Origin of the sequence: Butyrivibrio sp. (assembly GCF_015056685.1) — a bacterium.
Classification (GTDB): Bacteria; Bacillota; Clostridia; order Lachnospirales; family Lachnospiraceae; genus Butyrivibrio.
Map to the genome: position 1 here is coordinate 87,022 of NZ_SVFW01000004.1, position 16,539 is coordinate 103,560.

Genomic DNA, 16,539 nt, shown 5'->3' on the forward strand with positions numbered 1-16,539 from the left:
CCTAAATCTATCACTTATTCGCTGGTTATAAGATCAGAATAATACTTACAATTTTCCATAAGGTACTCATGCTTTCCCCTGTTTTCAATTTTGCCTTCCTTTAGTACTATAATCTCATCACAATCACGGATGATGGAAAGCCTATGAGAAATAACTAAAGTTGTAATTCCTCTTTCATGTATTGCTTTCATGACATTAAATTCAGTCTCCGCGTCAAGAGCAGCTGTAGCTTCATCAAGAACAAGAATTCTTGGATCATTTGCCAGTGCTCTTGCAATAGACATCCTCTGTCTTTGACCTCCGGAAAAATTTCTTCCTCCTTCTTGCAAAACAGCCTGATACCCACCTTCTCTGGCAATTATATCATCATGAATCTGAACATCTCTTGATGCCATGATGATTTCATAGTTCTCTATTGTATTATCAAACATCTTAAGATTATCAACGATTTTTTCTTCAAAAAAAGTTGTGCTCTGTGTCACAAAAGAAAGACTTGATGCCAAAACCTCCCTTGGAATTTCACTAATAGGAGTATTATCTATAAGTATCTCACCGCTCCAAGGCTTTTGAATTCCGGCAAGAAGTTTGGCCACAGTGCTTTTTCCACTGCCTGATCCGCCAACAATCGCTACACTCATACCGGCCTTCATTGAAAACGAAAAGTCCTCAAGTATCGGTGGCAGAAGTCTGTTATATCCAAAAGTAATATGTTTCATTTCCAGAGTATCGCCAAGTTTACGATATTCTTTATCTTTATTAAGCCCTTCATATTCTAAATCAATCTCAGGAGAATATTGCATAACATCCTGCACTCTTTCAGCTTCAGTCCTCATTTCCATAAACAGCTGGGATGTGTTGGCCGCTGATCTGGCAGGTGTTATAAACGAATTCAGATATGCATTGAAAGCTACTAAAATGCCAATTGTCCAATTTCCCTTCATTACCCAAATAGCGCCGATTATAATAACAAGGGTTGTGGTCACAGAAGTAATGAGATCCGGAATCTGTCCTACACGATATTCAAGCTTTGCAAGATTCATGTCCTGCTTGGTGTAATCTCCATAATAGTTTGCCCACTCTTGAAAAAAACCTTTTTCAACTCCGGATGCTTTTATCGTTTCTATCATTTCTATGGCGCTTATGGTCGCTACATTAAGATTTGCTGTCTGTTTGGACATTACTCTTGCAATATTTATACGTTTGTTAGAGATAAATCTGCTAAGAAAGAGGTTGGACAATACTGAAATTATACCGATCGTCGCCAGAAGAGGACTATAGGTAAACATAATAGCAGCGTAGAAAATAATTGATGCTACATCCAAAACAACAGGCGTTATATTGGTTATTATGGTAGTCGAAAGATTTTGATTTGCATTGTACCTTTCAAGCAAATCTCCGCTCATTCTCTGTTCATAGAACCTGCACGGCAAACTCATAAGGTGCCAGACAAATCCCGTACAAGCCTTAATAGACATTTTGCCCTGAAGCTTTGTCATATAAGCAGCCTGTATCCATAAAGCAGTGATTTGAATTCCTACAAGTGATAAAACAAGTAAATAGAACAATATTCCCAGTTTCATATCAGGAGTTATCATAATGGTATCAACAAAGAATCTGTCAATGGCAGGCAAAAGGATTTTTACAATAGTACTGATAAGTGCAGTCAAAAGTACCAGGGCAACCATATTCCCGGCTCCCTTAAGCTGTTCGCTTACAAAATCGAATATCGAAGCCGGTCTCCCGCAAGGTGAAAACTTTTCGGTCGGAGACATAATAAGACATACACCGGAATATCTGCGCGCAAAAGCATCCTCATCAAGAGTGATTATTCCTCGTGCCGGATCATTTACATAAAATCTGCCGTTTCTGATACCATTCAAAACAATAAAATGATCTCCGTCAGCAAAAACTATACAAGGAAAAGTAGCCCTCTCCTTAAGTCTGTCCAAATTAAGTTTGAGCGCTTTTGTTTCAAACCCCTGATCAACAGCTACAAGATACATATTTTTAAGATTTGATCCATCCCTCGAAACTCCGCATTCTTCACGGACTTTTTCAAGTGGAAGAAATCTTCCGTAATAGGCAAAAACCATAGTAAGGCAAGCTGCTCCGCATTCAACAGCTTCCATCTGCATTATTACAGGAACCTTTGCAACTCCTTTTGAAAGGGGGATTCTTTTTTTGTAAATTCCCATAATCATTCACCTTTTAAGTTAAACACATATTGTCCGGGCGTTATAGTTCCTTCAATTATTTTCACATCAATTACGCCATCGGGTAAATCTTTATCCATTTCAATATATACCCTGTAATAGTTTGTATCACTCAAAAGAGCAAATTCTCTGATATATAAAGTCCCGACAATATCAAGAACATCCTGTGCACCGTCAGCAGTATCATTAATTTTTACAACCTTTCCGCTATTGTTACTGCTCAAAACCTTCGCCCCGGGTTCAATCTCTATAGCATCCATATAATCTATCCAGCAAACCGTGACACCATCATCAGTATATGCCTTGGTGCTATAAGATAATTCTACAGTTCCAAATATCGCCCACTGTAAAAAGCCAAGCAGAAGTAAAGCAATTGCCAAAAGAACAATCCAAACAGACGGTCTTGTCGCATGCATATACTCCCCAATCTTTTTAGGAGATTTTAATATCACTCCTCCGTCATCTTCTCTTATTTTTGTGTTTTTTGCCATTGCACCCACCTCAATTCTTAAACACAATCCATGAAGGTATCTTTTTTATCTTTATGTCCATTGTTTCATTATCTATTGATAACAATACCCTTGTATTTTCCCACACAAAGCATTTGCTCTTAATATATTGTGAAATATCAAATTCCATATCAAGCATAACAGGTTCCCTGTCAGAGCTTCTTTTGAACTCCATAACGGTTTTCTCAAAATCATAAAGAAAACTGATTCCTCTTTCCACCTGCTCATGTGCAATTTTGCCAAGGTTTTCAATGAATTCTCCCCTAAGTTTCATAACGGACTGCGTACTTCTGTAAGAATTAAAAATAACCCCGAACATCTCTTCGTTATGGCGATAAAATGCCAAAAGATCACATCTTCCTATGATTTCTCGCAGTGTCAATGGGAACGCTCCTTCAAGCGATGATAAAAACATTATCATTGCTTCAATATACGGAAAATCCGTGCGAACATCTGACTTAAAATCATAAAACTGGAGAAATAGCTCTTTATTTTTTTTTATCAAATCCAGAGTTTTTTCACTGCAAACATTCCTGTTAAAAATACTCAAATCTACAGTGTCCGCATCAAAATATGCCCGTCCTACGACTTTGTCACCTTCTTCCGTAGCCGGAAGAGGAAAAAACTTATGAAGCTGAATGTCAATACTTCCGATAAGATAAATTTTTCTAATCATTGAAAGTGTCTGATAAAAGTCATCCACTGTCTCATCCGGATAGCCATAAATAAATGAAACAATACTTTTTATTCCGGCCTCAGTTATCCATCTTATTGTTTCAACAGCATTCTCCAGCTTAAGATTTTTGTGGGTAATCCTTTGCATTCTATCCGACCCTGTTTCTATCCCGGTGTAGATTTCCAAGCAACCGGCCTTTTTCATCAACTCAATCAGGTCCTTGTCAAGTACATCCGTTCTGGAAGAGCATCTCCATACATATGGACTTCCTTTCTCTATGAGGTAATTGCAAAAGCTTGTGATATGCTTTCTGTTTGCTGTGAACATATCGTGCTGTATAGCAAAATCCGTCTGCCCATAAAGTTCGAAGTATTTATCCATTTCCTTCACAAGCACATCTGCCGGTTTAACTCTGAATTTACGTTTCCAGAATCTTGAAGTAGAACAAAATGAACATTCGAAAGGGCATCCTCTTCCCCCTTCCATTGTTACCCTCATATTCTTAAACTCTGCCACGTTCCCAAGTCTATACTGAGTATATTTTGTTAATTCATCATCTGATAAAAGGGCAGCACATGGATTTTCTTTAATTGTGCCATTATTTCGATAAACAATTCCCGGTACAGCATCAAATTCCCTTTTTCCAAATATTTCTCTCATAAGCGGCAATATACTTCTCTCTGATTCGCCAAGACATATAAGGTCAAGAAAATTAAAGGTTTCCATGCATTTTTTCGAAGTAAGCGTTGCATGAGGCCCACCATAAAAAATAAATGTTTCCGGTGCTCTTTTTTTTACAACCTCTGAAACTCTTACAACCAGATGAAAAGTATTGCAAATAGTGTAAAAGCCTACAACCGGTGTACCTTGAGAAAGGATCAGGTCCGCCATTTTTCCTATCAGTTTCTCAGGATCGTCTCCTATATCAAATTCTTTTTTCCTTACAAGATCATCAAAACTTATTATCTTTGTTTCAAACTCCGGCTCTAATATGCTCTTTAAGATATGCTGCCCTATATGTGCAGTAACCGCCTCTGTACCTGAAAGATCCATTCCGTTAACCAATAAAACATCCATCATTTCCCCTCTGTTTCCAAAAGCCTTTTTCTGAGTTTTTTCTCCTGTTCTTTTCTGGATAAAAGGATTTTTTCTTCATGCTCCTGTTTTCTCAAAAGCCTGATCTCTCTCATAAATGGTGAAATTCCAAAATGATTCTCAAGTGCGTCCTTGTCACTTCCGTCAACAATCTTTAACAAAAGCTTTTTTAGATTATCTGCTGAAATACCTATATCCGACTCCAAAAGCAAATTATCACTCTTGTTTCCGACAGATGAATTTAAATCTGTAAGAACATTCAAAAGCCTTTTTGCTTCAGCGGCAGTTTTTATTTGAGATAACCTTTCCGGACTGTGTATTATTTCTCGAAGATAAGCATTTTGAAGATTGTTTTTACCTATTTTAAACGGAAGAACAGAAACTTTGGGGACATAAAGTCTGACCACAAACAGCCCCAAAAAAGAGGTCTTTCTGTAATATACATCCCCGGAAAGTTTTAAAAGACTGTTAATAAGGCTTTTGTTCCACTCGCTGTTAGAATCTCCAAAGTTTTTCCATCTTGAAAACTCCCAAGTAGTACCCCCTTCAAAAAAAGTCTTCGGCATATCTGCAAAATCGTTTCTAAAACTGTCTGCAAGATTTCTAAAGCTAAGCACATTGGCATCATCGGAATGAACAGGAAGCATATAGTCCTTTGTTTTTAAGTCACTTTTTCCCTGAGCCATTTCCGTCAGGCACCTCTCAAGTGCTACGTTAAAAAGAGGATGCGCCCCAAATCTGGATGCATAAAGCTCTTTACTTTTATCGAAAAATACCACATTCAATACAGGAAGATCTTTTAAAAGTGAGGCATCCCTTACAACTATTTTCAAGTCAAACTTCTTTTCAGCTTCATTTATGATATCCAAAGCCTCCGGAGCAAGTTCTTCCAATATTTTTCTGTCTATTTCCGGCGGAGTATAACCGTTTAATATTATCTGAAATTTGGAATATCTCTCTGCAGTCTCACATAGAGCCTGGCACAAGGCTTCTTCTTGAGTATTCCCGGCTGCCATGGCATTGCTTCCGCTCATACAATTAATTACATCTTCGGGAAGATAAACCTCTTTTCCTGTTTTTAAGCTCGTATATGGGATAAAAGACAATTCTTTTGTCCCAAGGTATTCTTCCAAAAATGCTTCTTTGTCAGTATCATTCTCATGTATACAAAGTCTTGAAAAATCATCAGCGGCATCACGGGAATTCCAAAGTGCATTTATAGGAAGCCTTTTTTCAAACGGCCACTTAGGCCCATCAGAATAATCCCACTGCGACTTATATATAACAAAATTGGATAATCTTTCCACAGCTTCCCCATATGCGCTGGCAAGAGCCCACTCAGGATCTGTCCCCTTCCCCCAAACTCTCCAATTACACATAGGATCATAAAGTTGCACACTGGAAAGACCGTTCATGCATTCGTAGCCTATCTCATTAAGTTCAATATCAAGTTTCTCCAGAATTTCCTTTATGTTTTGTACTGTTTCCTGCGGCTTTATTTCTTTTCCCTTTGCAAACATCAATCCTCCAAAATGACATCACTCATAGCTCTTCCTCCGCCAACAATCGGAGTCTTAAACTTAATTTTCATAGGTGTTTTGAAAATCGGACCATCAACAGTAATTGAGTGATACTCCCCATCTTCACCACATATATCCATTCCCTTTTTTTTGAATTCCTCAATAAGATCTTTGTTTATTTCTCTACCTATGTAGTCTTCAGACAGATAATCAGTTTTGACGGCTTTTATCAAAAACTTATATCCTCTCTCAAGAACCTCATTTAATATATCCTCGGATTTCTCATTCCAGAGCGGAGTTAAAAGATCTATTCCCAGCCTCTCTGCCAGATGCCTGTTCCAGGCAGCCACATCTTCCCTGTATATATCACCCGTACAAACAGCTTCAGCTTTATATTTGCTTATTGCCTCCGAAAGAGTTTTATACATGTCATCTTCATTATGGAGTTCTTCGGTCTCGCAAAACACAACAGGAATCCCAAGATGCTCTTCGTATTTTTTAAAAACTTCTTTTCTTATGCCGTGATTATAGTTAAAACCTCGCTTTGTTACAGTTGTATAAAGAGCTACAGGCTCATGTCCCTGTCTTATCATCCTGTCAAGACAAAGAGTGCAATCCTTGCCTCCACTGTATGCCATAATAAATCTCATCTACACAAGCTCCTTTCCATGTTTTACAGCTTTTAAGATTTTTTCCCTGTAATCATTTCTAAAATACGTGCAAAAATATTTGTCTCTTCCTGATATGCTGCCATCTTCAAATGAAGCTACTATCCTGCATCCCCCCATGCATTTATTAATATATTTACAATTCTTGCAATCAGTATTGTTATCCATCTGCTGTTTCAATGTATAACCATAAAAACAACTTATACCGGGAGAATTTAATGCTTCAATAAAACCAACCTCCTTGACAAAGGCCATGTCGTCTATAATCTCTTTTCTCGCTGACGCGGCTCCTGCGCATGGAAGAAGTCGTCCTTGTGCGTTTAAAAATGGTATAAGCTTCTCATTGGCACAAAGCCCCATCTCACAATTATCAACAAAAGAACAGGCATCATCCGCGGGAATTGCCCATATTCCTTCGTATGAAGCAGCATAAAAATAAGCATTTAAATATATTTCCATACTTATATGATCGCGATAATAATCCGGAATATAATTGCAAAAAGCATCAAGAACCTGTGAAGGTGAAAGCTTTAAATCAGGGATGAATTTTCCTGCGCTTCCTGACATGATAAGCGGCGTAACTTTTAAAGATGAACAGCCATGATCATTAAGCGTCTTTACCGAGCTTCTGAGTTCATCCATATTGGCTCTGCAAAACATCATGTCGCTGCTTGTCCTAAAGCCCTCACTCTTACATAAATCAAAAGCTTTTAGGGCATCAGCTCTTGCTCCGGCTCTGTTTCTTATAAAGTCATGACTTTCGTCTCCGTCATAACTAATGCAAAAGGTTGGATTATGTCCATTATCCTTAAGACAACCAAGAATTCTTTCATTGAGATAAAAGCCATTGGTTATTATTGCAGATATGGATATACCACTTCGAGACAGTTCTTTTACCAGAATTTCAAAGTCATTACGAATAAGTGGCTCCCCTCCGGTAATCACTACACTTTCTATTCCCGCCTCTTTAATAAGTGGAATATATGAGATAAGTTCATCCGTAGTCGGCTCGATTTTTTTATCTTCTCCCAGATAGCAGTGTCTGCAAGAGTAATTGCAGCGTTCCGTGATCATCCATTGCAGAGTCTTAACTTTTCTCATAGTCATTAGTCCTTAAGAATATCGAGTAATTTTGCATAATACCCGTCCTTGTAGAAAGAACATGTAAGCGGAGCTTTTAGCATAAGATTAATGTCTGTATTTTCAAAAGAAAATCCGCTTTCCACTGCCTGATACAGCACGCCGCAGACTCTGCAATTTCCTCCGTGACATCTATCGCTAAATTCACATTCTCTACACTCTTTTAATCCATCCAAAAGTTCCTCTGTGGACATTTTCATAAGCTGTGAATAGGAAGAATTATTTAATATATCCTTAAGTGGCATATTTAAAACATTACACCGCCCGGGCTCCCAGTCCTTTTGAAGCGCAACGCCCTCACAACCATCACATGGCATTATCCTACCGGTAGAAGATACGTATACAGCATTTATCGCTTTGAAACACCACGCAGAATGCTTTATATCACCGGATTCATATTGATAGGAATTTCCTCTTTGAAAATCGGCAGCAGTCGCTCCTGCCCGAATTGTTGGTCCGTTAAACCAAATAAATTCCAAATCTTTTTTATTCTCCTGCCTAAGGCTTTCACTAACCTTTAGCATAACTTCCCAATATTCTCTTGCTGTTAAGCTAAGAAGTCCGCTTCTGATCCATTTGGGGCCCTCACTGGTCCTTATGAAAAATATCGAACGCACTCCCAGATCATATAGATATTTGCACGTCTCCGGCATCGTCGGTGCGGTCTTAAAGTTGACATTGACATTAGCTTTAACGCAAAAGCCATTGTCTGCCGCCAGTTTAATAGCTCTTTCCGCTTCCTGCTGTGCTCCCTGCCTTCCTCTCATCCAATCGTGTGTTCCAATTCCATCAAAACTTATAACTATTTGAGGATTCATATCATATTTTTTCAAAAGAGCTATAACTTCTTCATTAAACCTGTAACCGTTAGTGAATAGCTGCAACATATTCATCTGCCTTTTGTACATTGCCTCTACGACTTTATCAAAGTCGGCACGTACAAGCGGTTCTCCACCCGATATAGTCAGATTTCTTATTCCACAGGACAAAAACTCGTCTAATATATGTTCGATTTGTTCCGGACTAAACTCAAATATCTCCTTGCCATATTCCGTTGCCGAAAAACAATGGATACAGTTTAGGTTGCATCTTCCCGTAATGGAAAAAAAGCCCTGAGGAACACGCCTGTTATCAAAAAAAGCATATTCTTGCCAGTCTTTGATTTTAGAGGGAACTGTAGTTTTTTCAAGCACCCCCATTTCTATATATTTTTCTATGAAAGGCCTGAATTTTTCTTCATACTCTTTGTCTATTTCCGTGACTCCGTCACATTTTGAAAGAAGTTCATACAATGGATATTTTAGTCTGTAAGGAATTTCTATACTCCCTGACTTTTCAAGTACAAACAGATCTCCCCTGTATCCCCTTAAGCACCATGGCTCTTTTAATTTAAGCTTCATCCTTCTCCTCCTGTTATTCTTCTAGAAGATTCTGTCAAATCCTTTCATGTATTTCTTAAGGATGTCCTGAGATTCTTTCTGATTCATTGTTTCAAAGAGTAACTTCCTGTCAGATTCAGAAATTCCGCTTATCAGATCATACCAGCTTCCGCTTAATTCCCTATTTTTGTTTTTTTGATAATTTTTCTCACATATGTACGCTGCAGCCTCTTTAAATGCCTCCTTGAACGATCCACAAAAGCCTCTGTTAATGGATCCGTATTCGTGATCTGCTTCAATAGCACAACCTCCGCCACATACGAACATCACAGGACATTTCTCGCAGTCGGTAATTTTGTCAGCAGTTCTGTTTCTCCACTTTGGATAGCTAAAATCAAATCTGAAACGTTTAGCTTCAATGTCAGTAAATCCAACTGCATATTCTTCCATGGATACAACGTCCCAGCAGGTGTACAATAGTCCGTCAGGATCTACCACCAGCATATCTGATTCAGCGCCACAAGCTGCCGGGCGAAGCAGAGGGTAACTTTCTCTTTGAAGCGCTCTTCCCACTCTGTTCAGCACCTGAGAGTAAACCATGCAGTGCTGCATAGCTTCTGTTCTGTCCATACCACTGTTTATCATGGTTTCAAACATTTCCAGATCAGTTATGGCATTTCCAGGGTCATCTTCAAAGCACCCTATAGTGGCTTTAAAGTACCAATAAAAATTCGGATAATCCAAGAACCCGCGTTCCTTATACTCATTTACAAGTTCCATGGAACTTTCCAGATTAGACCTGTTAATATTGGTACGAAGATGAATCCTTATACCTGCTTTCAATGCAAGTTCAACATTTTTCATAATACGGTCATAGCTTCCCTGCCCACCGGCAAGAATTCGTCTCTTGTCATGAACCTGCTTGGGACCGTCTACTGTAACCTGAATAAAATCAAATTTAACCTCCTTTATCAAGTCGATGTATTTATCAAGATCATATCCATTGGTGACACAGACCATTTCTATCCCACGTTTTTTACAACCATTAACGATTTCTTCAACCTGCGGTCTGTTACTTGCCAAAAGAGGTTCTCCCCCATATAAAAAAACATGTCTTATAACTCTATTCTGCCTGATATACTCGTCAATCTGTCCCCAAACAGCATCGATGACCTCCTTTTTCATCGTGTGTCCGAGCCATTCTCCGCCTTTCTCAAGACGTTTCCTCTCATAGCAATAATCACACCTGAAGTTACAGTTGTAGGTAGGCATTATTACTATATCCATAAGAGTTCTATAAGGAAGAAGAAAATAACACCTGGATAAAAGGGCAGCGCTTTCTGCTTCAGCTTTTTCATCCTCGCAAACCAAATGCCCACGCCTTTTAAGCCGCTGTCTTGTCTCCACCGGTAATTCTTCTGTATTTTCACTTTTAATCAATTTCCACTCATCAGTCGTTATAATGTCATATGCACCATATACTCCGTTTGAAAGAAGCATTTCTCCATCAGATTCTTCTGAAAGAGGCACAATCATACTGTACACGCTTAAATGTTCCGAAGCCATTTTACAGTCCCCCACAATTACCTTATTTTTAAAGAACTCACATACACCTTAACAATAAAGATATACGTGAGTTCAATAATTATAATTTACAATATTAAATTTAAGCTATGCCTACTCCAACGCATCCGAAAGATACTGCACCAACACAAGGTTCTCCACCTGCAATCTTTTCAACATTCTCAAGGCTGAGTTCTTCGTTTGACAGCTGAGCAATAAATTTTTCAGCATCCTCAAGGGAAATGTCTACTGAATTTTCCTTGCAAATATCCATTACTTCCTGCGCACTTTTACAAGCTGCCAATTTCTGAAAAAGTTCTTTGGACACTTTTATTTCTGCCATATTTCACCTCAACTTTCTCAACACTGAGCGCATGCATTTCCGGCACATGCACCACCGGCAACGCTGGTCATGTCATCAAGGTTAAGCTCACCGCTTGATAACTGAGCAAAATACTTTTCTGCTTCAGCTCTTGCAAGATCAATTCCTTCAGCTTTTGCGAGCTCAAGAAGCTCATCAACACTTTTGCACTTTGAAGCCTTTTCAATCTGTTCTTTAGTAAAGTTCATTCCAATACCTCCTGATATAACCATCCAATTGCTACTCTATACACCTTCACTAAGGCATATATAACTACAAATTTATTTTAATATATCATATTTTTTATAGTCAATATTTTTACTTTTTTTTAATAAATGTGCATTCTTAAATTATTATTAAAGAATGCATAATTATTCTGTTCTAAGGGCATCTATAGGCTTTAGCTTAGAAGCTTTGTAAGCAGGCGCAATTCCAAAAAATACTCCTACAAGCACAGACAGTCCTGCTACAAGTAATACTGCCACAGGATTAACCACAAACGGAAAACCAATAAATCTGCATACAACAAAGGATAATGCGAGCCCCAAAACAACACCGATAAATCCTCCCGCCAAAGTAAGCCTTGCAGTTTCAGTCAGAAACTGAAGCATTATATAGCTCGTCCTTGCTCCAATAGATTTCCTGATTCCAATTTCTCTTGTCCTCTCTTCCACAGTTACAGTCATGATATTCATTATGCCGATACCACCTACAATAATAGAAATAGCTGCTATTACAGCTCCGACATATTTAATCATGCTCATTATGCGATCATATCCGCTCATAGTATCTTCTCTACTTACTCTTACAGCTCCCAGGCCTCTAATATCAAGCATGTTTTCAACTAAAGATGCAAGTCCTCTAAGAGCACTCTCCACATGATCATGATCTACAATAAGCTTAACCTCTGTCAGTTTTTCGTCAGGTTCTATCTCCAGTACGTCACAGGCAGTTATAAAAGGAATATAACATTCGTATATATTTTTGTTTTCCTGCGAAATATCCCAATCAGAGGTAGCAATAATACCTATTACAGTAAAATCATGGCTTTTATTTTTCACCGATATAGTAAGCTGCTTTCCCAAAATATCGCTATACCCAAAGATTTTAGTTGCAACATTTTCAGGTATTACGCAAACATAATCGCCATTTATCAATTCATCAAAATCATAAAATCTCCCCTTTAGCAAAGTCATGGCATTTTCCTGCAATATGGCATTGCCGTCGCCAAAAAGATTAACAGTCACCTCTTGTCCCCTATAGCTTACAGACTGACCATCCGCAGAAATAGTATCAACAAGATCTATTCCGTATATTTGACCGTTGTAGTGTTCTGAAAGACGAGACAGCAAATCTCTTGTAATAAACTTTTCAGTTTTCGTGGGATCAACTTTTATTATGATGGAAGAAGCCTTTTTATTAAGATCAAGCTTCATTTGCTCCTCATATCCATCGCTAATGACAAGGATTAAAAGAACTGACATTATTCCTATGATAATGCCCAACATTGTAAGAATATTTCTGACTCTTGTATTTTTCCCATCTGTCAGAATGTTCCTAAGCGCATCAATAGGTTTCATTCCGGCAGCTTTTCTGGCTGGATAAAGCCCAAAAAAAAGGCCTAAAATGATAGAGAAAAATCCTGCAAGCAATACTTCCGCAGGCGATAGTCTAAGTTCAAATGAGAGAATCCGGCAGCCGATTGCGGAAATGATAATTCCAACAATAATTCCTAAAACGCCGCCAATAAAAGAAAGAAAAGCAGATTCCGCCAAAAACTGGGCCATAACTGCTGTGGTTCTGGCTCCGATAGATTTACGGATACCGATTTCTCTGGTCCTTTCCGTAACCGAGACCAGCATAATGTTCATAATACCGATACCGCCGACTACAAGAGATACAATAGCAACAAGTATCATAAAATATCTGGCATTTCTGATAATACTACCAAACATATCTGCAAGACCTTCGGTAATCCTTGAAGATATTGCGTTACTCCCTGCCAGATCATGATTTCTGGCTATTATTTGATATGCTTTTTTGGTCACATCATTCAATACCTGTACATCGGCATATACTTCCACCAAAGTCATGGAATCAACATTAACATCAAAATCGTTTCCGTAAGACGTATATGGTATCTCAATAGACGCATAGAAATCCCTGTTAGCGTCATTGAACATATCCAAAAATGAATGATCACTTTGCCTAAGGCCAATAACAGTATATTCTGCGCTTTTGCTTCCGACCATTAATTCAATCGGCATACCAATACAATTTCTTGTGCCAAATATTTTATCAGCATCCGTGTCCATCATTACACAAACTCTTTCAAGTGTGTCAACCTGTTGCCTGGAAAAATATGTTCCGGCTGCCATTTCTCTTCCCTTGGCATAAAGACCGCCTTCAGATCTGGCACTCAATGTTGAAAGAAATGTTCCCCTTGAGGTGGTTATCTTAACAGTTCGTTCAGACTCTGAATACACCGGACTGATTCCATTCAGTTCAGATATCTTTTCTTTAACATCATCCATATCTTCCTGTGTAATTCTTTCAGTTGTCTTCAAGGGATCTATGGCTATATTGCCGGAGCTGGTCAATGTATTATTAAGCTGAGTAGTTATATAATCACTCATTCCGTTGCCTAGTGCTATAACGATAATTACTGACGCAATACCGATAACTATTCCGAGCATGGTCATCAATGTACGTGTCTTATTACCAATAAGCTGCTTAATAGCACTTTTAATGTACTCAGCAATTATCTCCATAATATACCTCCATTATCATTATATCGTACTTTTAAAAACGGATTCAACAAAAACATAAAATGCCCATAGCTCTTGATAAGCTATGGGCATTCATTGACTATTATTTATAATATTTTATTGTATATTTATTTAGCTATTCTCATTTACATATATAGACAATCTGCTCTGTATGATATTTGCCACCTCATCAGCAGTCTTCTGTCCGCTAAAGAAAGCAGAAGCTTCTTCCATAATGATGTTATTAACGCTCTCGTTATAAGTAATTGGTTCATGCAAACTATTGATAAAGTTCTCAATAAACTGAACATCTTCCTGAGTCAGCGGAGGAAGCTTGATTTCCTGATCACCAATCCAATAGTATTCTGCCTCTTCTTCCTTTGTCCCATCATCATTTGTATAATATTTAACTTCTGTTGCTTCTTTTGCTTTTTTATCAAAGCTGGACTTCCTTACAGGGAAATCAAATTCCAGGCTATCCTGATATTCCTCAAGGTAAAATGTCCTAAGGAACTGCCATATTCCTTCTGAATTCTTTGTTCTGGCACTTACTGCAAGTGTCGTATTTGGGGCAATTGTAGAATAGTTCTCACCTTTTTCATTAGGGAATCCAACAAATGAAATATCCTCACCAAACTGTCCATATTTCAATCTCTTATACTGATCAAATCCATAAATACCTGTCAAACTCAAAATTGCTTCATTTGACCTGTAAATATCGTCAAGGTTTCTATCCCAGAGTGACTCATTGTATTGTTCCGGGAAATTCTTGGTGAATTCCAAAAGCTTTATGAAGCTCTCATCTGTGAAATTGCATTTCTTATTTTCCCAATCAATAAACTTATTTCCTGAAAAAGCAATTCCGTAGTTCATCATTTCCTGACGGTTCTGCGGTCCACAGACAAGATCATAGCTGATTCCCATGTCGGCTATCATTTTTTCTATATCATCAACAGATAGTACATTTTTGCCCTGAGTAAGCGAAGTCTTCATAGCTACAGTTGCAATGCTGAACCCAGGGACCATAAGATACATCTTATCTCCCGTCTTAAATGCATCCATTACAGAATCAATAAATTCAGTATTTGAAAGATCCGGGTCATTTTTTATAAAACTATTAAGATCAAGGAAAAGTCCCTTATTGATGAAGCTATCAACTGGTGAATCATTGTCAAATGTCATAATGTCAGGAATATTACCTGAAACAATGTCGAGATTAAATCTATTAGTCCCCTCGTTCCAGTTATCTTCTGTGTTATATACAGAATAATCTACAAGCTTTATCTTATAATCCTGGTTTTCCTGATTAAACTTAACAGCAGCCTGCCTTACAGTATAATCAATGAATGATCCCCCAAGAGTGATCACCTGCTTATCTTTTACCTGATCAGCAGGAACTTTAACAAGTCTTTCAAGAGAATAATTATACTCAAAATCGGGAAGTACAGCTAAAAACTCTGTGTCGCTGATGGCTGCTGCTGCGCTGATCGAATAGGTTGCTGAAAGATCGGAATCAACATAGTCAAGCAATTTGGTAATCTTATCTGCCTTAAAGTCATAACCATAGATTGCTGATTCTGTACTGACATACAGATCATATCCATTACCTTCAAATACTGTCATGCTATTGTAACGCTCAAGAGCTGCTGATTTTTGTCCTATTTCTCCTTTTTCTACATCGATAGGTGCAATTAAATAGCCATCATTTCCATACCCTGCAAGGAAGATATTTCCATTAAAGCCCTGATAGAGCTCAAGATATGAGTCTTTGTATTCAGTTGACTTACTTGTATCATAAACAAGAGTAAAGCCGTTATTTTCATCAAACTTCTCAATACCACGGCCATCATTTAGCAAAAGACCATACTTTTCTGAATAAACCATTCCATATATCTGGAGATAATCGCCTTCAGCAAGGTCTTTATTGATGTCGTATTTATAGAGCATATTTCCCTGAGCATCATATTTCACAAGGTATCTTTCTTCCTGAGAAGAATCATACATTTCTGTGGAATAATCATATGAATCCTGCATTTTGTCTAAATCATCGTCTGAAGATGAATCTGCAGATGATCCATAGGTTGAAGCTTCCTGTGATGAAACACCCTCCGCAGAAGCATTCTCACTCGATGCTTCGATACTTATATTCTCTGTAGATACTTCAGTTTCAAGGGAGGACTCCTCAGATGCTTCATTAGAGCTCTCCTCTTCATCCATTGTATGCATCTCGCCATCATCTTCCCAATGATAGATCTCTAAGAGCGCATAAATATTTCCGTCCTTATCAAAATTAAAACGGCTATAGCTCTCTCCGTTACTGTTAGGAAGATAAACTGTATTTAAACCTGAGCCATCGTAGCCAAAAGAATTAACCGCAACGCCTTTTCCATCTTCTCCGTAATAATCAACAGCATAAACCTTGTCTCCTGCAATCTTTACTGTTGAAATATTGTTGCCGTCAATATCAACGCCCATATCTTCAATCTTAAAAACATAATCCTTGGAACCTGTGGAAGCTTCATTAAGTATGCTGTCGTCTGAACTGCTTTTTTCTTTTCCGCAGCCGGCGAGCATTCCAATAGCCATAACCATTGATAAAGCTATAGCTCCGGCCCTTTTTAATAAACCTTTTCTTTTCATAACATCT

General features: G+C 38.1%; 12 protein-coding genes. All 12 read right to left on the minus strand.

Annotated elements, in window-relative coordinates:
• Positions 1-14: 14 nt before the first annotated feature.
• The 12 genes from E7303_RS02405 to E7303_RS02460 all read right to left on the minus strand — a co-directional run bounded on the left by E7303_RS02405 (position 15) and on the right by E7303_RS02460 (position 16,532).
• Positions 15-2,195, minus strand: a complete 2,181-nt coding sequence (locus E7303_RS02405; RefSeq protein ID WP_292143665.1) for a cysteine peptidase family C39 domain-containing protein — start codon at positions 2,193-2,195, stop codon at positions 15-17.
• A gap of 2 nt (positions 2,196-2,197) precedes the next feature.
• On the minus strand, positions 2,198-2,704 hold the full coding sequence (locus E7303_RS02410) for a hypothetical protein (RefSeq protein WP_292143666.1): 507 nt from the start codon (positions 2,702-2,704) through the stop codon (positions 2,198-2,200).
• Positions 2,705-2,714: 10 nt separating this feature from the next.
• Positions 2,715-4,478, minus strand: coding sequence for a B12-binding domain-containing radical SAM protein (locus E7303_RS02415; protein ID WP_292143667.1), 1,764 nt, complete (start codon positions 4,476-4,478; stop codon positions 2,715-2,717).
• Positions 4,475-6,013 (minus strand): YcaO-like family protein, encoded by a 1,539-nt coding sequence (locus E7303_RS02420; RefSeq protein WP_292143668.1) that lies wholly within the window; start codon positions 6,011-6,013, stop codon positions 4,475-4,477. Before E7303_RS02420 ends, E7303_RS02415 begins: the two co-directional genes overlap by 4 nt.
• Positions 6,013-6,651, minus strand: a complete 639-nt coding sequence (locus E7303_RS02425) for a diphthine--ammonia ligase (protein WP_292143669.1) — start codon at positions 6,649-6,651, stop codon at positions 6,013-6,015. The genes E7303_RS02420 and E7303_RS02425 overlap by 1 nt, the downstream gene beginning before the upstream one ends.
• Positions 6,652-6,663: 12 nt before the next feature.
• On the minus strand, positions 6,664-7,782 hold the full coding sequence (locus tag E7303_RS02430) for a radical SAM/SPASM domain-containing protein (protein ID WP_292143670.1): 1,119 nt from the start codon (positions 7,780-7,782) through the stop codon (positions 6,664-6,666).
• A gap of 5 nt (positions 7,783-7,787) precedes the next feature.
• The gene (locus E7303_RS02435; RefSeq protein ID WP_292143671.1) at positions 7,788-9,221 is read right to left on the minus strand and encodes a radical SAM protein; all 1,434 of its coding nucleotides are present in this window, start codon (positions 9,219-9,221) and stop codon (positions 7,788-7,790) included.
• A 21-nt stretch (positions 9,222-9,242) separates the two neighbouring features.
• A complete protein-coding gene (locus E7303_RS02440; RefSeq protein ID WP_292143672.1) occupies positions 9,243-10,766 on the minus strand; it encodes a radical SAM/SPASM domain-containing protein in 1,524 nt (507 codons plus the stop codon).
• A 100-nt stretch (positions 10,767-10,866) separates the two neighbouring features.
• Positions 10,867-11,106 (minus strand): hypothetical protein, encoded by a 240-nt coding sequence (locus E7303_RS02445; protein WP_292143673.1) that lies wholly within the window; start codon positions 11,104-11,106, stop codon positions 10,867-10,869.
• 17 nt (positions 11,107-11,123) lie between these two features.
• Complete coding sequence (locus E7303_RS02450) at positions 11,124-11,333, minus strand: hypothetical protein (RefSeq protein ID WP_022766930.1); 210 nt, start codon at positions 11,331-11,333, stop codon at positions 11,124-11,126.
• 162 nt (positions 11,334-11,495) lie between these two features.
• Entirely contained in the window at positions 11,496-13,895 is a 2,400-nt protein-coding gene (locus tag E7303_RS02455; RefSeq protein WP_292143674.1) for an ABC transporter permease, read from the minus strand.
• A gap of 129 nt (positions 13,896-14,024) precedes the next feature.
• The gene (locus E7303_RS02460) at positions 14,025-16,532 is read right to left on the minus strand and encodes an ABC transporter substrate-binding protein (RefSeq protein ID WP_292143675.1); all 2,508 of its coding nucleotides are present in this window, start codon (positions 16,530-16,532) and stop codon (positions 14,025-14,027) included.
• Positions 16,533-16,539 lie beyond the last annotated feature (7 nt).